This window comes from Bradyrhizobium sp. CCBAU 51627, assembly GCF_028128765.1.
Taxonomy (GTDB): domain Bacteria; phylum Pseudomonadota; class Alphaproteobacteria; order Rhizobiales; family Xanthobacteraceae; genus Bradyrhizobium.
In genome coordinates this window covers 37,281-56,132 of the sequence record NZ_LBJG01000081.1, presented here as the reverse complement: position 1 = coordinate 56,132, position 18,852 = coordinate 37,281, and the positions used below count along the sequence as shown (strand labels likewise).

General features: G+C 64.4%; 16 protein-coding genes and 1 pseudogene. 11 read left to right on the top strand and 6 right to left on the bottom strand.

Annotated elements, in window-relative coordinates; all coding sequences use genetic code 11:
- Window positions 1–78: 78 nt before the first annotated feature.
- From XH88_RS28595 to hflX, 4 genes are all read left to right on the top strand, one after another.
- Window positions 79–2,442: a sensor histidine kinase NtrY-like gene (locus XH88_RS28595; RefSeq protein ID WP_271671562.1), complete on the top strand. Its 2,364-nt coding sequence runs from the start codon at window positions 79–81 to the stop codon at window positions 2,440–2,442.
- Window positions 2,443–2,459: 17 nt separating this feature from the next.
- Window positions 2,460–3,830, top strand: a complete 1,371-nt coding sequence (gene ntrX / locus XH88_RS28590; RefSeq protein ID WP_271671561.1) for a nitrogen assimilation response regulator NtrX — start codon at window positions 2,460–2,462, stop codon at window positions 3,828–3,830.
- A gap of 245 nt (window positions 3,831–4,075) precedes the next feature.
- Window positions 4,076–4,324 carry an RNA chaperone Hfq gene (hfq, locus tag XH88_RS28585; protein WP_007591126.1) on the top strand — a complete coding sequence of 83 codons (249 nt, stop codon included), beginning with the start codon at window positions 4,076–4,078 and terminating at the stop codon, window positions 4,322–4,324.
- 11 nt (window positions 4,325–4,335) lie between these two features.
- The gene (gene hflX, locus XH88_RS28580; RefSeq protein ID WP_271671560.1) at window positions 4,336–5,718 is read left to right on the top strand and encodes a GTPase HflX; all 1,383 of its coding nucleotides are present in this window, start codon (window positions 4,336–4,338) and stop codon (window positions 5,716–5,718) included.
- A gap of 32 nt (window positions 5,719–5,750) precedes the next feature.
- Here the strand turns inward: hflX and mazG are convergent, their stop codons facing one another.
- The gene (gene mazG, locus XH88_RS28575) at window positions 5,751–6,605 is read right to left on the bottom strand and encodes a nucleoside triphosphate pyrophosphohydrolase (RefSeq protein WP_271671559.1); all 855 of its coding nucleotides are present in this window, start codon (window positions 6,603–6,605) and stop codon (window positions 5,751–5,753) included.
- A 127-nt stretch (window positions 6,606–6,732) separates the two neighbouring features.
- Here mazG and queC point away from each other — a divergent pair, with 127 nt between their 5' ends.
- On the top strand, window positions 6,733–7,446 hold the full coding sequence (gene queC, locus XH88_RS28570; protein ID WP_271671558.1) for a 7-cyano-7-deazaguanine synthase QueC: 714 nt from the start codon (window positions 6,733–6,735) through the stop codon (window positions 7,444–7,446).
- A 169-nt stretch (window positions 7,447–7,615) separates the two neighbouring features.
- Here queC and XH88_RS28565 read toward each other — a convergent pair whose 3' ends face one another.
- Genes XH88_RS28565 through nthA form a run of 3 tightly spaced genes read right to left on the bottom strand, consistent with a single transcriptional unit; the run spans window position 7,616 to window position 9,272 of the window.
- Window positions 7,616–7,993 carry a nitrile hydratase accessory protein gene (locus XH88_RS28565; protein ID WP_271671557.1) on the bottom strand — a complete coding sequence of 126 codons (378 nt, stop codon included), beginning with the start codon at window positions 7,991–7,993 and terminating at the stop codon, window positions 7,616–7,618.
- On the bottom strand, window positions 7,993–8,652 hold the full coding sequence (gene nthB, locus XH88_RS28560; protein ID WP_271671556.1) for a nitrile hydratase subunit beta: 660 nt from the start codon (window positions 8,650–8,652) through the stop codon (window positions 7,993–7,995). Before nthB ends, XH88_RS28565 begins: the two co-directional genes overlap by 1 nt.
- Entirely contained in the window at window positions 8,649–9,272 is a 624-nt protein-coding gene (nthA, locus tag XH88_RS28555) for a nitrile hydratase subunit alpha (protein WP_271671555.1), read from the bottom strand. The genes nthB and nthA overlap by 4 nt, the downstream gene beginning before the upstream one ends.
- A 121-nt stretch (window positions 9,273–9,393) precedes the next feature.
- On the opposite strand from nthA, the gene XH88_RS28550 reads away from it, so the two are divergent.
- The 4 genes from XH88_RS28550 to XH88_RS28535 all read left to right on the top strand — a co-directional run bounded on the left by XH88_RS28550 (window position 9,394) and on the right by XH88_RS28535 (window position 13,790).
- Window positions 9,394–10,200, top strand: coding sequence for an enoyl-CoA hydratase/isomerase family protein (locus tag XH88_RS28550; protein ID WP_271671554.1), 807 nt, complete (start codon window positions 9,394–9,396; stop codon window positions 10,198–10,200).
- A gap of 102 nt (window positions 10,201–10,302) precedes the next feature.
- A complete protein-coding gene (locus XH88_RS28545) occupies window positions 10,303–11,778 on the top strand; it encodes a DASS family sodium-coupled anion symporter (protein WP_271671553.1) in 1,476 nt (491 codons plus the stop codon).
- 235 nt (window positions 11,779–12,013) lie between these two features.
- Window positions 12,014–13,135, top strand: a complete 1,122-nt coding sequence (locus XH88_RS28540) for a methionine ABC transporter ATP-binding protein (RefSeq protein WP_271671552.1) — start codon at window positions 12,014–12,016, stop codon at window positions 13,133–13,135.
- Window positions 13,125–13,790, top strand: coding sequence for a methionine ABC transporter permease (locus XH88_RS28535; protein ID WP_271671551.1), 666 nt, complete (start codon window positions 13,125–13,127; stop codon window positions 13,788–13,790). The genes XH88_RS28540 and XH88_RS28535 overlap by 11 nt, the downstream gene beginning before the upstream one ends.
- Window positions 13,791–13,796: 6 nt before the next feature.
- Here XH88_RS28535 and XH88_RS28530 read toward each other — a convergent pair whose 3' ends face one another.
- Window positions 13,797–14,780: a helix-turn-helix domain-containing protein gene (locus XH88_RS28530; protein WP_271671550.1), complete on the bottom strand. Its 984-nt coding sequence runs from the start codon at window positions 14,778–14,780 to the stop codon at window positions 13,797–13,799.
- A gap of 172 nt (window positions 14,781–14,952) precedes the next feature.
- Here XH88_RS28530 and XH88_RS28525 point away from each other — a divergent pair, with 172 nt between their 5' ends.
- Together XH88_RS28525 and XH88_RS28520 are read left to right on the top strand one after the other, a co-directional pair.
- Complete coding sequence (locus XH88_RS28525) at window positions 14,953–16,149, top strand: serine hydrolase domain-containing protein (protein WP_271671549.1); 1,197 nt, start codon at window positions 14,953–14,955, stop codon at window positions 16,147–16,149.
- 16 nt (window positions 16,150–16,165) lie between these two features.
- Window positions 16,166–18,157 (top strand): annotated as a pseudogene (locus XH88_RS28520) (primary-amine oxidase).
- Here the strand turns inward: XH88_RS28520 and XH88_RS28515 are convergent.
- Window positions 18,154–18,726 (bottom strand): helix-turn-helix domain-containing protein, encoded by a 573-nt coding sequence (locus XH88_RS28515; RefSeq protein ID WP_271671548.1) that lies wholly within the window; start codon window positions 18,724–18,726, stop codon window positions 18,154–18,156. The pseudogene XH88_RS28520 and the gene XH88_RS28515 sit on opposite strands and share 4 nt — an antisense overlap.
- Between the last annotated feature and the right edge of the window lie 126 nt (window positions 18,727–18,852).

Genomic DNA, 18,852 nt, shown 5'->3' with positions numbered 1-18,852 from the left:
CGCAATTCAGCAACAATGTGGTACGAATACATCAGTATCCGCCCATCGCGGATCCGTTTTCAGCACCCCATTGCCGGAATGACCAGCGCAGATACCTCGGCCGCATCCTTTGACACGGCCCCAGCGGAAGAGCCCCGGCGCTGGTCGGTGCGACGCTGGCTGGCCCCGTTTGCCGTCGCCCTGGCGCTGCTGTCGGCGCTCCTGACCTTCCTGGTTTTGACAGGCCTGACCAGCATCGAGCCGACCCCGGAGGTCGTCAGCTCCTTCCTGGCGATCAATGCAGGCACCATCCTGCTCCTGATCGGGATCATCGTCCGCGAGGTCTGGCAGATGATCCAGGCCCGCCGGCGGGGGCGGGCAGCGGCGCGGCTGCACGTCCAGATCGTCGGTCTGTTCTCGATCGTTGCCGTGCTGCCGGCGGTGCTGGTGGCCATCGTCGCCAATGTCACGATCGAACGCGGCCTTGACCGCCTGTTCTCGGGACCGACCAAGGAGGTCATCCAGAATTCGCTGATCATTGCGCGCGCCTATGTGCAGGAGCACGCGCAGGTGATTCGCGGCGACATTCTCGGCATGGCCAACGACGTCTCGCGCGCTCCGCTGTTGTTTGACCAGGATCGGCAGTCGTTCCTGCAGCTTTTGACCTCGAGCGCAGCGGCACGCAACCTCCCGGGCGCGATGCTCATGGGCAAGGACGCCAATCCGATCCTGTCGGCGGAGACCGGGGGCGTCCCGCTCGCCTTCGCGCCGCCTGCGCCGGAATTTCTTCAGAACGTCAACGAGAATGAGCCCGAGATCGCGGTCTTGCCCGATCAAAATCTCGTTGCCGCTGTGATCAGGCTCAGAGGCTTTACCAATACGTTCCTGTACGTCGCTCGCCCTCTTGATCCAAGGGTCGTCGCTCAGCTCAGGCAGACCGAGCTCAGCGTCGCCGAATACGCGCAGATCGAGTCGCGCAAGCTCGGCATCCAGGTCGCATTCGCGCTGATGTTCGCAGTGATCGCGCTGACCATTTTGATGGCCTCGGTGCTGATCGGGCTCAACTTCGCCAACTCGCTGGTGGCGCCGATCAGGCGATTGATGAACGCGGCCAACACCGTCTCCACGGGTGATCTGCACGTCCAGGTGCCTGTGCACAAATCGGAAGGCGACCTCGCCCAGCTGGGCGAGACCTTCAACAAGATGACGCAGGAGCTGCGCAGCCAGCGCGACGAACTCGTCAATGCCAGCGATCTCATCGACAGCCGCCGCCGTTTCATCGAGGCCGTGTTGTCGTCAGCGAGCGCCGGCATCATCGGCGTCGATAGCTCGGGCAGCGTTGGCATCCTCAACCGTTCCGCCGAGAAGCTGATCGGGCATTCCGAGGCCGAGACGCTCGGCCATCCGCTCTCCGACGTGCTGCCCGAGCTCGACGAGATGATGAAGACGTCGCGGGAAGGGACCCAGCGGCTGGTGCAGGGCCAGATCACGATCACCCGCGACGGCACCGAGCGTAATCTGTCGGTTCGCGTCAGCGCCGAGAAAAACCAGCCGCACGACAGCTACATCATCACGCTCGACGACATCACCGAGCTGGTCTCGGCACAGCGCACCTCGGCCTGGGGCGACGTTGCTCGCCGTATCGCCCACGAGATCAAGAACCCGCTGACGCCGATCCAGCTCTCGGCCGAACGCATCCGCCGCAAGTTCGGCAAGGACATCACCGAGACCAAGGACAAACAGATCTTCGACCAGTGCACCGACACGATCGTCCGCCAGGTCGACGACATCAGGCGCATGGTCGACGAGTTCTCGCGTTTTGCGCGGATGCCCAAGCCCGTGATGGAAGGCGAGGACGTCGCCGACACCGTGCGGCAGGCCGTGTTCCTGATGAAGGTCGCCCATCCCGAGCTCGATATCGAGGCGGTGTTCAGGGAAGATCCGCTGCGCGCCCAGTTCGACCGCCGGCTGATCTCGCAGGCGGTCACCAATATCGTCAAGAACGCCACCGAGGCGATCGAGCAGGTCCCGCCGGAAGAGCTCGGCAAGGACGGGGGAAAGGGCCGGATCGACGTTGTGGTGTCGCGTGAGGGCGAGGACGTGCTGATCGACGTCATCGATAACGGCATCGGCCTGCCCAAGGTCGCGCGTTCGCGGCTGCTTGAGCCCTATGTGACCACGCGCGCCAAGGGCACCGGCCTCGGCCTTGCGATCGTTGGCCGCGTGCTGGAAGACCATGGCGGCCGCATCGAGCTGAAGGACGCCTCCGACTTCCGCGAGGGCCAGCGCGGTGCCTGGATGCGGATGCGCTTTGCGATCTCCGGCCAGGCCAAGAAGGCCGACGGGGCCGAGCAGGCGCCGGCCGTCACGGCGCGGGAAACAAAACAGCCGGCGGCCGAAACCAAAGAGCCGGCTGCACAGACCAATGATTCACCGAAAATCGAAGCCTCAACAGGCAGCTGACAAGACAGGCGCGACCCATGGCAAGTGAAATTCTGATTGTCGATGATGAGGCCGATATTCGGGATCTCGTTGCAGGCATCCTCGAAGACGAGGGGTTTGTTACAAGGACCGCACGCGACAGCGACTCTGCGCTGGCTGAAATCGCCAACCGCCGGCCGCATCTGGTGTTCCTCGACATCTGGCTGCAGGGATCCAAGCTCGACGGCTTGCAGCTCCTGGAGCAGGTCAAGAAGGATAATGCCGATCTGCCTGTCGTGATGATCTCCGGCCACGGCAACATCGAGACAGCAGTCGCCGCGATCAAGCGTGGCGCCTACGACTTCATTGAAAAGCCGTTCAAGGCCGACCGGCTGATCCTGGTCGCGACCAGGGCGCTGGAGAACTCGCGGCTCAAGCGCGAGGTCAAGGAGCTGAAGCAGCTCGCGCCCAGCGCCAGCCAGCTGGTCGGGCGCTCGCCCAGCATGAACCAGCTGCGCCAGACCATCGAGCGCGCGGCGAAAGCCAATAGCCGCATCCTGATCGTCGGCCCCGCGGGCGCCGGCAAGGAATTGACCGCGCGCACGCTGCATACGGCTTCGGGACGCGCCGACGGGCCCTTCGTCGTCATCAACGCTGCCGCGATCACGCCGGAGCGGATGGAGCATGAGCTGTTCGGCGTCGAGCAGTCCAACGGCGAGCACCCGCGCAAGCCTGGCGCGCTCGAGGAAGCACATGGCGGCACGCTGTTCATCGATGAGATCGCGGACATGCCGCGCGAGACCCAGAACAAGATCTTGCGCGTGCTGGTCGAGCAGTCGTTCCAGCGCGTCGGCGGCACCGCCAAGGTGCAGGTCGATGTCCGCATCATCTCCTCGACCGCGCGCAATCTCGAAGAGGAGATCGCGGCCGGCCATTTCCGCGAGGACCTCTATCACCGGCTCTCGGTGGTGCCGATCCGCGTACCTGCGCTCTCGGAGCGGCGCGAGGACATCCCGGAGCTGATCGACTATTTCATGGAGCAGATCTCGGCCGGCAGCGGCTTGCCCAAGCGGCAGATCGGCCAGGATGCGATGGCGGTGCTGCAATCGCATGTGTGGCCGGGCAATGTGCGCCAGCTCCGCAACAACGTTGAACGAGTCATGATTCTCGCCGCCGGCGGGCCGGAGGTCATCATCACCGCAGACATGCTGCCGCAGGACGTGGGCTCGATGGTGCCGGCAATGCCGACCAGCAACAATGGCGAGCACATCATGGGTCTGCCGCTGCGTGAGGCGCGTGAAGTGTTCGAGCGCGACTATTTGATTGCCCAGATCAGCCGTTTTTCAGGAAATATTTCTCGTACGGCCGAGTTTGTTGGCATGGAACGTTCGGCGCTGCACCGGAAGTTGAAGGCATTGGGCGTTGGTTGAGGCCCGCGCGCGCTGCGGGCACGGGCGATATCCGGGAAAAAGCTCGATTTCCGTAGTTTTTCGGAGAATTAGGGCGCGTCCTGCCGCTTGAACCGGCTTGCCTAATAGGTCCGCCTGCCTTCTAATCAACCTGCTGTTCCCTAGAGGGGGATCTCAGAGGGACGGCAACCGGATGAAGGCCCCAAACTTGCAGAACGGGGCCGCAGCCGGCGCAATAAAAAGAAACTCAAAGCGAGAAAAAAACAATGGCGGCAGACCGCGCACAAAACCTACAGGACACCTTCCTCAATCACGTTCGCAAAACCAAGACGCCACTGACGATCTTTCTGGTCAACGGAGTGAAGCTCCAGGGCATCGTGACCTGGTTCGACAATTTCTGTTTGCTGCTTCGGCGCGACGGTCATTCGCAGCTCGTCTACAAGCATGCGATCTCGACCATCATGCCGGGTGCACCGATCCAGCTGTTCGAAGGCGGCGAGGATCAGCCGGCTTGAGAGTGCTCTGATTGGAACCCCGGAATTTCGACGGGGATGCCGACCGTCCGCGGTCGGCAGGGGCTAAACAGACGGGGCGGGTGCTTGTCATCGGCCCCTATTTGCGAGGGCGCGCGGCAGATGCCGACGCGCAATCGGAAAGTCATGTCCAACGCAATGCCGAGGCCCGGCTTGATGAAGCCGCAGGCCTCGCGCGTGCGATCGATCTCGTCATTGCCGATGCGATCATCGCGCCGATCAGCCAGATCCGGCCCGCCACTTACATCGGCAAGGGCAAGGTCGAGGAGATCGCTGCACTCGCCAAGTCCCTCGATGTCGAGCTCGTGGTGATGGATTGTGCGCTGGCGCCGATCCAGCAGCGCAATCTCGAGAAGGAATTGCATGCCAAGGTGCTCGACCGCACCGGGCTCATTCTCGAAATCTTCGGCCGCCGCGCCAAGACCAAGGAAGGCTCGCTCCAGGTCGAGCTCGCCCATCTCAACTACCAGCGCTCGCGCCTGGTGCGTTCGTGGACCCATCTCGAACGCCAGCGCGGCGGTTTTGGATTCATGGGCGGTCCTGGCGAGACGCAGATCGAGGCCGACCGTCGCCTGATCCAGGAGCGCATCACCAAGCTCGAGGGCGAACTGAAGAAGGTCCAGGCGACACGCCGTCTGCATCGCGCCGGCCGCCAGCGCGTGCCGTATCGCGTCGTCGCTCTGGTCGGGTACACCAATGCCGGCAAGTCAACGCTGTTCAACCGCCTGACCCGTGCCGACGTGCAGGCCGCCGACATGCTGTTTGCCACGCTCGATCCGACCCTGCGCGCGCTCAACCTGCCGCATGGCGGCAAGGCAATGCTGTCCGACACGGTCGGTTTCATCTCCAACCTGCCGACCCAGCTCGTCGCCGCCTTCCGCGCCACGCTGGAAGAGGTGCTCGAGGCTGACGTCATACTCCACGTCCGCGACATCTCGCATGAGGATGCCGAAGCCCAGCAGAGCGACGTCGACGCCGTGCTGCGCCAGCTCGGCATCAACCCCGATGACTCAGGCCGCATCATCGAGGTCTGGAACAAGATCGACCGCTACGCGCCTGAAAAGCGCGAGGAGCTTCTGAACATCGCGGCGCGCCGGCCGGAGGATCATCCGGCGATGCTGGTCTCGGCCGTCTCAGGCGAGGGCATCGATGCACTGCTCGCCGCGATCGAGGAGCGGCTCGCCGCCAAGCGCACCACGCTCGATCTCTCGATCGATGCCGCCGATGGCGCCGGCATCTCCTGGCTGCATCGGAATGCCGAGGTGCTGGCGAAAGAACTGCACGACGGCCGCTTCGACATGACCGTGCGGGTGGACGAGACCAAGCGGGATATCGTGGTGAACAGGTTCGACGCCGTGCCGCACCACGCCACATAGTCGTCCTGGCTTTCGCCAGGACGACTTGGGCGTCAGCGGCTCGTTTCCTTGCGTCCCTCTGACGTTGGCTTCGTCTCGCCTTTCGCCGCATTCCACAGCGCGTCCATCTCCGCCAGCGACGCCTGCTCCAGCGTGCGTCCCTGCGCCTCCAGCGCCCGCTCGATATAAGCAAACCGCCGCTCGAACTTCGCATTGGTCGCACGCAGTGCGGCTTCCGGATCGGCGTCGACATGGCGGGCGAGGTTGACGAGGGCGAACATCAGGTCGCCGGTCTCTTCCGCGATCTCCTGCTTGTCGTTCCGGTCGAGTGCCGCTTCGATCTCGTCGGCCTCCTCGCGAATCTTTTGCAGCACGGCGCGCGGGTCGTTCCAGTCGAAGCCGACGGTGGAAGCTTTTCGCTGCAGCTCCATGGCGCGCGTCAACGCAGGCTGGCCGGCCCTGATGCCTGACAGCAGCGATTTGTGCGGCGGCTCTGCCTCAGGCGGCCGGCGCGCGGCGCGCTCGGCTTTCTCCTCGGCCTTGATTCGGTCCCAGACTTCCTTGACGTGCGAGGGAGCGAGATTTCCGTCCTTGTCGGCGAAGACATGAGGATGGCGGCGGATCATTTTTCGTGTGATGGCCTCGACGACGTCTCCAAAAGCGAAAGCGCTTTGCTCCGAAGCCATCTGGGCGTGGAACACCACCTGCAGCAGGAGATCGCCGAGCTCCTCGCGGAGATCGTCGAGATCGCCGCGCTCGATGGCGTCGACCACCTCATAGGCTTCTTCGATCGTGTAGGGCGCAATCGTCGCAAAGTTCTGCTCGAGGTCCCAGGGACAGCCAGTCACCGGCGTGCGCAGTGCCGCCATGATCTCGATCAGGCGGGAAATGTCGCGGGAAGGGGTCATTGGCGGGCAGTCTCCTCGGTCCAAAACCTTATGCCAAAAGCGGGCCGCCGTTCCCAGCGGGACGCGCGGGAACAGGCCGATTTCCACCGATTGGCGCGCCGGGCCTGGAGGTGCTAAAGCGCGGGCCATGAGCGACGCATATTCATCACAAACGGCGCTGGTGCTGTTCTCCGGCGGTCAGGATTCCACCACCTGCCTCGCCTGGGCGTTGAGCCGCTTTGCGCGGGTGGAAACGTTGGGGTTCGCGTACGGACAACGGCACGCCGTCGAGCTCGATTGCCGCGAGCGGCTGTTCGACGGCATCAAAAGCTTGCAGCCCGACTGGGCGGCAAAACTCGGCGAGAGCCACACGCTGTCGATCCCGACGCTGGCCGCCGTGTCCGAAACGGCGCTGACGCGTGACGTCGCGATCGCCATGGGCGCCGACGGCTTGCCGAACACCTTTGTGCCGGGCCGCAACCTCGTGTTCTTGACCTTTGCGGCGGCACTCGCATATCGCCGTGGCATCACCCACATCGTCGGCGGCATGTGCGAGACGGACTATTCCGGCTATCCCGACTGCCGCGACGAGACCATTCGTGCGATGCAGACCGCACTCTCGCTTGGGATGGCCCGCAAGTTCGAATTGCATACGCCGCTGATGTGGATCGACAAGGCTGCGACGTGGAAGCTCGCGCACGATCTCGGCGGCGAGGGGCTCGTCGATCTCATCCGCGAGCAGTCGCACACTTGCTATCTCGGCGAACGCGGCGCGCGGCACGATTGGGGCTACGGCTGCGGCGAGTGCCCGGCGTGCAGTTTGCGGGCGAAGGGGTGGCGGGAGTTTGTGGCAGGGAGGTAGCTGCCTCGCCATACTCCGTGCCCCGGACGCGGCGCAGCGCTTCTTCAGCGGTACGCCGCAGAGCCGGGGCACGTGTCTCTGAATGGTGCTGGGTGGCTTTCTGGTCCTGGCTCTGCGCAGCAGCGTTCCACGCTATAGCGCGTCCGGGACACGAGAGTGAGGCGTGGGCCTAACCGAAATCCTCCGGCCGCAGCTCGATCGGCTTGCCGTGCGGTGTCCGATCCGCGGCGTGGTCCCAAGCGTCGCGATAGCGATGCAACGTCTCCATCGACGCGACACCCTTGCGCGCGACGAGGCCCTCCAGCGTGGCGAGCCAGTGCAGATAGTAGGTCTCGCCCGTATCAGGGTCGCCGGCCGCCTGCGCGCGCTTGATCTCTTCGGCCAGTGCTGCGGCCCATTCGGGCCAGGTAAACACGCCCCGCTCGTGCAGGCTCAAGGCCATCGCGAAGGCATGTGCTTCCCACGGCGCCCGGAACACCGGGCCGTCCTCATCGCGCGGAATACTCGAGATGCCCGCCGTCGCGGCGGCAGCCGCGCTGCTGCTCATCACGCCGGATCCAGATAGGGCTCGAACGCGTCGATCGAGACCTTGAGGGTGGGATCAGCATCTGCGCCCCAGAGATCGCGACCTTCAAACACCACGGTGTAAAGCCATTGTGGATGCTCGCCGCGCTCCATCGCCGCTGTATCAGGAAAGACGTGGCAGCCGTGGTTCAGCTCGACAATGCCGACATGGCCGCGCACATAGCGCGGCAGCCGCGTGTGCGTGGCCGGATGAATGTTCTTCGCGCGGACGCGATCGCCGATCTTGAACTTGGCGGCGGCGGGAGCAGGGCGGGCGAATTGGCCGCGCACCATCACGCGCTCAACATTGGCGAGATCGAACTTGCCGTGCTTGAGCGCCTTGCCGGGCTGCATCGCGTGGCCGGCAGCGACCTCCTCGCGGGTGAGGTAACCCTTGTCGATCAGCATCTCTTCAAGGCCGAGGAACCACTTCTTGTAATAGGAACTCGACAGGTAGACGTGCGGCGGGATCGTCTCGCGATAGTAGCGCGACGTGTCGATGTTGAACGCGCCGGCCGCCCCCATCGCGCGCACCATCGCCAGAACGCGGGACTCCCACGCCTCGTGAAACATCGGCTCGTTCGGCTCGGGCTCGACCTTGCCGAACCCGTCCATGCCGCCCATGTCGTGGACGCCGTTCACGACGGCGCTCCGGGCGTCTTGGGAAAGCCGGTCCCGATCATGGAGTCGCGGGTAACCAGCTCGGCGAGCCGCTCCTCGCTCCAGCCTTCCGTGCCCGCCGGTCGCATCGGCAGCACCAGGAAACGGGTCTCGGCGGTGGAGTCCCACACCCGGATCTCCATGTCCTTCGGGAGGCTGACGCCGAAATCGGCGAGCACGCCGCGCGGATCCTTCACCGCGCGCGAACGATAGGGTGAGGCCTTGTACCAGACGGGCGGCAATCCCAGCATTTCCCAAGGATAGCAGGAGCACAATGTGCACACGACCATGTTGTGACGCGTGGGCGTGTTCTCGACCACGACGAGATGATCGCCGACGCGGCTGACATGCCCGAGCGTGCCGATCGCCTTGCTGCCGTCCTCCAGCAGCGCGTTCTTGAACGCCGAATCAGTCCAGGCCTTGGCGACGACGCGCGCGCCATTATGCGGGCCGATCTTGGTCTCATAGGCCTGGATGATGGCGTCGAGCGCGGCCGGCTCGACGTAACCTTTTTCGGTCAGGACAGTCTCGAGCGCGCGCACACGCAGCTCGGTCTCCGACAATTCCGAATGATCGTGGTGATGATGGTGATCGTGGCTCATGGCCGAAAGATTAAGCGCAATGCTCCTGTCCTGTCGAGCATTCGTTGCTGCGCGGATAGTCCCATATTCGTGACGCCGTTTAAGCGCTACGATCGGGTCAAATCAGCCTTGGAGACTCCCCATGAAGGACTTCATCAAGATCGAGAAAGGCCTCGGGCCGGAGGGGCGAATCGCCGTGGTGCGGTTCGATCGCCATGACGGCATCAATGCGATGTCGCCGGAGGCGCTGCGCCAGCTCACTGCGGCGGCGCGCAGCTTCGAGGATGACGCGGCGACGTCAGTTGTGGTGCTGACAGGCAATTCGGGCACGTTCAGCGCCGGGTTCGATTTGAAGGACGCGGAAGGCCGATCCCGCACGGAGATGGATCTCGGCGCGCTCAGGCGGCATCTCAAGCTCGGGCCGCGCCTGACCCACGCCTGGCAGGAGATGGAGCAGATCACCATCGCAGCGATCGAAGGATTTTGCATTGGCGGTGGTGTCGCGCTTGCGGTCGCGCTCGACTTCCGCGTGATGGGCAGCGATGCGCATTTTCGGGTGCCCGAGATCGGGCTCGGCATGAACATGAGCTGGCAGAGCATTCCGCGCATGCTGCATCTGATGGGGCCGGCCCGCACCAAGCAGGCGGTGATCCTGGCCGATGATCGCATCTCCGCCGACGAGGCCTATGAATGGGGCCTGGTCGAGCAGGTGGTCGATCCCGGCTACGCGTTCGATGCCGCCATGGAACTGGCCCGCAAGGTGGCCGCACAGCCGCCGCTCTCGGTCGCCATGACCAAGCTGACGGTCAATCGGCTCGCGCATGCGCTGGATGACCTCGCCAGCCATATGGATGTCGACCAATTCGCTCTGGCGAGCCTCAGTGAGGACCACAAGGAGGGCCTTCAGGCCTTCCTGGGTCGCCGCAAGCCGCGGTTCAGGGGACGATAAACGGCCTGCCCATTGATCGCGGCACACACAATCCGTATACGCCGCGCCGGGACAAACGGCCCGGCCAACGGGCTATTCGCAGTCGATTGAGGGGGAGGGCCCATGACCGCCAGTTCGCAGGCATCTGAGGCGAAAGGCTTTCGCTGGAAACTTGTTGCGCCGCTGGTGGTGTGGCTCGCGATCTACCTGGCGCCGGTGCCGGCAGGCCTCAATGTCAACCAGTGGCACTATTTCGCGGTGTTCGCGGCCGTCATCACCGGGCTGATCCTGGAATCGATGCCGGTCGGCGCGGTCGGCCTGATCGGGCTCACGGTCGCGGGCATCAGTGGCTATATCGACGCCGATCCCAACAAATCTCTGCGTTGGATGCTGGCGGGCTTTGCCGAGAGCACGGTGTGGCTGATTGTCGGGGCGTTCGTGTTCTCGATCGGCTATCGCAAGAGCCAGCTCGGCCGGCGCATCGCGTTGGTGCTGGTCCAGCGCCTGGGGCGGAACACGCTCGGGCTTGGCTATGCGGTCGCGATGTCCGACTTCCTGCTCGCGCCGGCGACGCCGTCCAACACAGCGCGCAGCGGCGGCATCGTCTATCCCATCATCAGCAACATCCCGCGCATCTATGGCTCCGAGCCGGGCCCGACCGCGGGCAAGATCGGCACCTACGTGATGTGGACCGCGTTCGCGGCGACCGCGATCACGAGCTCGCTATTCTTCACGGCGCTGGCGCCGAATGCGGCCGCGCTTGCGATCGCCAAGAAGACGGTTGGCGTCGATGTGAGCTGGGGCCAGTGGTTCGTCGGCTTCGCGCCGCTCGGTATTTTGCTCATGATTCTCGTTCCGCTGCTCAGCTACGTGATCTGCCGTCCCGAGGTGAAGCGCAGCCCTGAAATTTCCGAATGGGCCGCCAAGGAACTCGCGGCGATGGGCCCGATGTCGCGCAACGAATGGATCATGCTGGCGCTGATCGTGCTCGCGATGTTCCTGTGGATCGCAGGCTCGAGCCCGGACATCCATGTGCCAATCCTCGGCTCCAACTTCGTCAACGCCACGACCGTCGTGTTCATCGTCATCTCGCTGATGCTGGTCACGGGCGTGATCGAATTTGCCGACATCGTCAGCGAGAAGAGCGCTTGGGAAGTATTCTTCTATTTCACCTCGCTGCTGACGCTGGCCTCGGGTTTGAACGAGATCGGCTTCATCAGATGGTTCGCCAATGAATTCGCAAAACCGCTCACCGGGCTCGCGCCGTCGACCGCGATGATCCTGCTGGTCGCGCTGTTCTTCTGGATCCACTATTTCTTTTCGAGCATCACCTCGCACGCGGCCGCTGTTCTGCCGGTGGTGCTCGCGGTCGGCTCCGGCATCCCCGATCTGCCCGTGACGACGCTGGCCATGCTGTGCATGTATTCGCTCGGCCTGATGGGCGTGATCTCGCCTTACGCGACCGGTCCGGCGCCGATGTATTACGGCAGCGGTTACATCGGGAAGGGCCAGTTCTGGGGCTTTGGCCTGGTTTTCGGGGTGCTCTATTTCGCCGGGCTGTTGCTGGTCGTGCTGCCCTGGCTGAGCATGGTCCGATGAGCCCGGCCGCAGCTGATACCCGGTAGACGAATTTTCTTCTCTGGGGAGGGATTGTGAAAACTTGGCCCAATCCTCCGCGAATATCTGACATTGCAAGGAAGACTGGAAAGGGCGAAAGTGTGCTGCAGTGCAGTGCAGCGCGGCCGTCGGACGCCTGCCTTTGTTCCAACCTCCGTCGCCTGGATACCGACCTGGTTCGCGTGCGCCTGTTGGGCGGGCGCGCAAAATGTCGTGCATGAAAGCCCTTTCCATGAATGCGCACCCATCACTCGTGATCGGAGAGCCGGTCGAGATCCGGCACGCCGCGGTTCAGCCCGAGGTGATGGTCCGGTTCGAGAACATCTCGAAGACCTATCCAGCCTATCGCGGCAAGCCCGGCGTGGTCGCTTTGCGGAATATCGATTTTGCGATTCCCCGCGGCTCGATTACCGGCGTGATCGGCCGCTCCGGCGCCGGCAAGTCGAGCCTTGTGCGGCTCATCAATGGATTGGAGAAGCCCAGCACGGGCCGCGTTGTTGTCGACAACAGGGATATCTCGGCGCTCACGGGGCGAGAGTTGCGGCTCGCGCAGCGCTCGATCGGCATGATCTTCCAGCATTTCAACCTGCTGTCCTCGCGCACCGCGGCCGACAATATCGCGCTGCCGCTGGAGATCGCCGGCTGGCCCAAGACCGAGATCCGCGCGCGCGTGACCGAGCTGCTGGCGCTCGTCGGCATCGCCGACAAGCACGATCGCTATCCATCAGAACTCTCCGGCGGCCAGAAGCAGCGTGTCGGCATCGCCCGCGCGCTGGCGACGCGGCCGAGGGTGCTGCTGTCGGACGAGGCGACCTCCGCGCTCGACCCTCAGACCACCCGCGCGATCCTCGATCTGCTTGCGAATATCAACCGCGAGCTCGGGGTGACCATCGTGCTGATCACCCACGAAATGTCCGTGGTGCGCCAGCTCGCCAGGGACGTCGTCGTGCTCGATGCCGGCCACGTCGTCGAGAGCGGCCATGTCGCCGACATCTTCACCCATCCGAAGCATCCGATCACGCAGTCGTTCCTGGCAGAGGTGACCGGCGACAGCCTGCCGGTCTCGCTGGCGAGCCGGATCGTGCAGGAGCCTTGCGGCCATGCCGTCATCCGCGTTCAGGTGCGCGGGGCAGGGGCCGGCGACACGCTGATCGCGCGGCTGGCCCGCGAGCTCGGCTTCGACGTCTCGCTGCTGTCGGCACGCATCGACGAGATCGGCGGCCAGCATGTCGGCACTCTGGTGCTGGGCATTCCCGGCGGGGACAGCGCCGCGGCGCGCGCACTGGTCTGGCTCTCTCAACATCAGATCTCGGCGGAGCGTCTCGGCTATGTCGCCTGAACTCATCAATTTGATCGTCCAGGCGACCTTCGAGAGCCTGTACATGGTCGGTATCGCCGCGCTGCTCGGCACCGCCATCGGCCTGCCGCTCGGCGTGTTCCTCGCCACCAGCCGGAAGGGCGAGCTGTTCGCGGCGCCCCTCGTCAACCGCGTGCTCGGCGCCATCGTGAATGCGACGCGCTCGACACCCTTCATCATTCTCGTCGTCGCCATCATCCCGTTCACGCGGCTGATTGCAGGCACCTCGATCGGTTCGACGGCCGCAATCGTGCCGCTGACGATCGCCTCGACGCCGTTCATCGCGCGCTTGGTCGAAGGGGCGATCCGCGAGGTCGATGGCGGCCTGATCGAGACCGCGTCCTCGTTCGGGGCCTCGCCGATCCAGATCGTGTTCAAGGTGCTGATCCCCGAGGCGCTGCCCGGCCTGCTGCTGGCGCTCACCCTCGCGGTCGTCAGCCTGCTCGGCTACTCCGCCATGGTCGGTGCGGTGGGCGGAGGCGGGCTTGGCGATCTCGGCATCCGCTACGGCTACCAGCGCTTCATGCCGGAGATGATGCTGGCCGTGGTCGTCGTGCTGATCGCGCTGGTGCAGCTCGTGCAGAGCGCGGGCGATTATCTGGCGCGCCGGGTCAATCGTCGGCTGCGGCATCGCTGATCCGTGTCAGGCAGCCGGCCTGGCGCGCCGCAGCGTCTCCGAGGGCAGCTCGGAGAAGTGACGCCTGTAGTCGAGCGAGAACTGGCTGAAGTGCCAGAAGCCGTGCTGCACGGCGACGTCGTAGACCGACTTTCCGGCGCCGCGCTTGAGATCACGCCGGACGCGGTTCAGCCGCATGGCGCGCCAATAGTGCATCGGGCTGGTGCCAAGGACTTCCTGAAAGCAATAGCTGAGCTTGCGCGGGCTGGCGCCTACTGCCTTGCAGATCTCGAGCAGCGAGAGCGAACGGTCGGCGCTGTCGTGCATCAGGGCGCGGGCGCGGTCGACGGTACGCTTGCGCGCCACAGCGCTGCGGCCGGGATTCGTTGGGCGCGCCGTCGGCAGCATATCCATGATCACGACGAGGAGGGCATCTTCCAGCGCCTGCCGCGCGGCGGGATCGTTGAATCGCTCCGGCGCGATGGCGATCGTCTGGTAGATCGCCGCGAGATGCGCGCGTAGCCGCGCGACCGGAGTCTCCGCCATCTCGATCACGCGCAACTGATGCCAGGCGGCGCGCGGCAATTCGATATCAAAGCGTGCACCAAGCTCCTCAATCAGCGCCGCGCTGACGACCACGCCTCGGAGCTCGAACGCTTTCGGTGTGCACATATCGACCTCGGCGTCGATGCAGGCGATCACCTGCGCGTCAGCGATATGGGTGCCGTTGCAATTGAGGTCGCCTTCGCCCTGCCAGGGCAGGCCGATGCCGACGCTATCGTCGCCCAACTGCCCGTATTGGCGGACCTGCTGGCTCGTGATCTCGCGGAACACATCGACACGGGGCAGGGAGAGTTGGGTGAAACTGCCGGTAAATGCGCCGGCGCTGATCTGGTCGTAGTTCAGCCGCCAGCGACCGAGGCCGGCGCAGTGCTCATCCACGTCGGCGCTGCTCGCCTGAAGCAAGGTCACAGGCGAGTCCGGAATCGGAGGAGTTTCGCTCAAAGCCATGACTATACGTCTGAATTTGCGAGCATGAGCTCGCACAGTAGACTGGCACGGCCACGGGCCCTGTCCAGCAAAATATTGCCGGATCTCGATAACGCCCGCCGCGGTCTGTGTGCAGTGTTGCTCACTGCCATTGGCATTGCCGGCAACGGCGCCGCCTTGCGGAGAAATCGAGATGCGACCGACCGAAATCATGCGTGGCAGCCCGCCCGCGCCTGAGGCCCTGGTGACCCGCGCCAACTGGCGCAGCTTTCCCGCCATCCGCTGGGGCTTCACCCACACCCGTGAGGTGCTGCCGACTGGCGAGGTCCGCCGCTCGGCCCAGCCTACGAAGATAGTGAGCGCCCCGCGCGAGCTGGCAAAGCTCGGCTTCACCGCGCCCGACGGCCAGGCGACCACGATCGAAGCGACGCTGCGCGAGACATTCGCAGACGCGCTGCTGGTGATGCATCGGGGCACCTTGATCCACGAATGGTATGGCGACGGCATGAGCGTGACCACGCCGCATCTGATCTGCTCTATCAGCAAGGCGATCGCCGGCACGCTTGGCGGCGTGCTGGCCGGGCGTGGCCTGGTCGATCCGGAGGCGAGGGTGGTGCGCTATGTGCCGGAACTCGAGACCTCGGTCTACGGCACCTGCACGGTCCGCAACCTGCTCGACATGGTTGTCGCCATCAACTTCGAGGAGGATTACGAGGATCCCGCTGGCGATGTCGCGCGCTATCGCTTCTCCTCTGGCTGGGACGTGCCGCCGCCAGGCGTCGAGCCCAGCCATCAGCGCGCCTATCTCGCCACGCTCCGCGGCACCGGCAAGCCGCATGGCAAGGTGTTCCACTACGTCTCGACCAACACTGAAGTGCTCGGCTGGGTCTATGAGCGTGCCTGCGGCATGCCCTACCATCGCATCCTCTCCGAATATCTCTGGCCGCCCTTGGGCGCGGAGGAGGACGGCTCGCTCACGCTCGACAGCCACGGCATGGGCCGCATCGCCGGCGGCATCTCGGTCACCGCGCGCGATCTGCTGCGATTCGGCGAGATGATGCGCAATCGCGGCGTCGTTGAGGGGCGGCAGGTCGTGCCGGGCTGGTGGATCGACGATATCAGAGAGAACGGCGACCCCAAGGCCTGGGCCGATGGCGATCTCGCCGAGTTCTTCCCGGGTGCGCGCTATCGCAGCAAATGGTTCACGATCGATCCGGCGCGCAACGCGCTGACCGGAATCGGCATCCACGGCCAGCACCTCCATGTCGATCTCGACTCGGACACGGTGATCGTCAAGCTCGCGACGCAGCCGAAGGCGATGGACGTGCCGATCGATCAGCGCTGGTTCGCGGCCTTCCGCGCCATCGCGACCCAGCTCGCTCCGCGCTGATGGTTTGGACATCACCATGCTCGACGCCGTGAACGCCAAATCTCAAGCGCAACGCGCCACGCCGCATCCGCTGGATCCCCTGACCGCCGAGGAGATCACCGCGGCTTGCACGCTGGTGCGCGCCGCTGCGATCTCGCTCGAAAACTGCCGCTTCCCGACGGTGCGCCTGGAAGAGCCGACCAAGCAGCAGCTGACTGCAGGCGAAACGCGGCGCCACGCCTTCGTGCTGACGCTCGACGTGCTGACGGGCGAGGCGATCGAGCACGTTGTCGATCTCGCCCGCAATGAGATCGTTGTCCGAAAAGTCATCCCGAACCGCGAGGCTCCCTATGGGCAGCCGTCGGTGATGCTGGAGGAGTTCTTCAAGTGCGAGGCCGTGGTGAAGGCCGACCCGGGATGGCGCGCAGCGATGCATCGGCGCGGGCTCACCGACAGGGACATCGAGTTGGTGCAGGTCGACCCGTTCTCATCAGGGTTCTTCGATTACGAGTTCGAGCGTGGCGCGCGCATTGTGCGCGCCGTCAGCTATTTTCGCGAGCAGCTCCAGGACAACGGCTATGCGCATCCGATCGAGGGCGTGGTCGCCGTTGTCGACCTGATCGGAGGCAGGGTGATCGACCTCACCGACGAGGATCCTGTTGTCCCGATCCCGCGCAAGAAGCGGAACTACGGTGCGCATGAAATCCGAAACCCGCGCCCCGACATCAAGCCGCTACATATCGTGCAGCCGGAGGGGCCTGGCTTCAAGGTCGACGGCTGGCAGGTCGACTGGCAGAAATGGAGTTTTCGCGTCGGCTTCACGCCACGCGAAGGGCTGGTGCTGCACCAGCTCGCCTACCAGGACGGCGCGCGCAAGCGTTCGCTGATTCATCGCGCCAGCGTCACCGAAATGGTGGTGCCCTATGCCGACCCGACCGCAAACCATTTCTGGAAGTCGGCGTTCGACGCCGGCGAATATGGGCTTGGCATGCTCGCCAACGTGCTCGAGCTCGGCTGCGACTGCCTCGGCACAATCCACTATTTCGACGTGCCGGCCGCCGATAACAACGGAAAACCCTTCGTCATGCAGAATGCCATCTGCCTGCATGAAGAAGACTACGGAATTGCCTGGAAACACTACGAGTTCCGGAATGGCCTGTTCGAGGTCCGCAGGTCCCGGCGGCTCGTCATCTCGTTCTTTGCGACCGTCGGAAATTACGATTACGGCTTCTATTGGTACCTCTACCAGGACGGCACGATCCAGCTCGAGACAAAACTCACCGGCATCATCCAGACAGCCGCCGTGCCCTCAGGCGAGATGTACAAATGGGGCGGCATGGTCGACGACAATCTCGGCGGGCCAACCCACCAGCACTTCTTCAACGTGCGCCTGCACATGGATCTCGACGGCGGCGGCAACACGGTGAGCGAGCACGAGTTCGTGCCGCGGCCCTGGGGCCGCGACAATCCGCATGGCAATGTGTTCGACACCACGACGCGCGTGCTGTCGCGCGAGCGCGACGCCGCGGCCGTTGCCAATGGCGAGACCGGCCGGTTCTGGAAGATCAGCAATCCCAACGAGACCAATTCGGTCGGCCAAGCGCCCGCCTAGAAGCTCGTGGTCAATCCGAGCCCGCTGATGCTGGCGCAGGAGGGTAGCTATGTGCGCAAGCGCGGCGGCTTCGCGACCAAGCACGTCTGGGTGACGGCATTCGATCCGGCGGAAAAGTACGCCAGCGGCGATTACCCCAACAACCATGCCGGCGGCGACGGTTTGCCGCGCTATGCCGCGCAGAACCGTAACATCGAGAACACGGATCTCGTACTTTGGCACTCCTTCGGCCACACCCATATCTGCAAGCCCGAGGATTTTCCGATCATGCCGGTCGAATATGCCGGCTTCACGCTGAAGCCGACCGGCTTCTTTGCAGCCAACGCGGCCGGCGACATCCCGCCGGATCGCAACAGCCGCAGCGTGCTTGCGAGCGAGCAGAATGCCGCCAGAGGCTCGTGCTGCGACAAGGGTTAACGGAGGAGCGTCTCGGCAAAGGCATCCGCCCGCGGCTCGACCGGCGGCGATGCAATCGAGGCGGGACCAGCAATCAGCCCGTCCAGATCGACCAGTAACAGGTCGGCCATGTGGGTGAGCTGGTGGAGGGGGATGCTGATCGCGCCGCTCTCGGCGCGTGAGATGAATTCGGGCGAGACGCCGACGAGATTGGCGATCTGAGCCTCGGTATAGCCACGCGCCTCGCGCGCGCCTCTGACCTGGGCGCCAATATGGCGCCTATGCAAAGCCTGCTCCTCCTCGGTCATCATGAGGGCCTGCTCGTCCGCGCTCGCGATGCCGTCGGCAAAGGCGACGCCGAGCAGCCGCCGCTTCTGCCAGGCGACGCGGCAGGCCTTGCGCAAGCCATCGGCGAAGATCAGGGTGGCCTCTTTTGGAAACGCCAGCGACCAGTCGAGCTTCAGTCGGGCTCCCGTGCCAGAGACGTCTGCGATGGTGCAGGGGATGCTCAGGACGCCCCTGGCGCCGTCGAACTCGATGATCCCGGTCCTGGCCGTGGATTGCCTGGTCGCAGCACGCAATTCGCTCATGGACGTCGCCCCCGGATGCCCAGCCTTCCCGAACACTCTGCTGGCGATTTTACCGTTGGGCTTCCCAGGGCTCAATCGCACCCGCAAGCCATGGTGAAGGATTGGTTCTCGGGAGGAGTAGGCGGC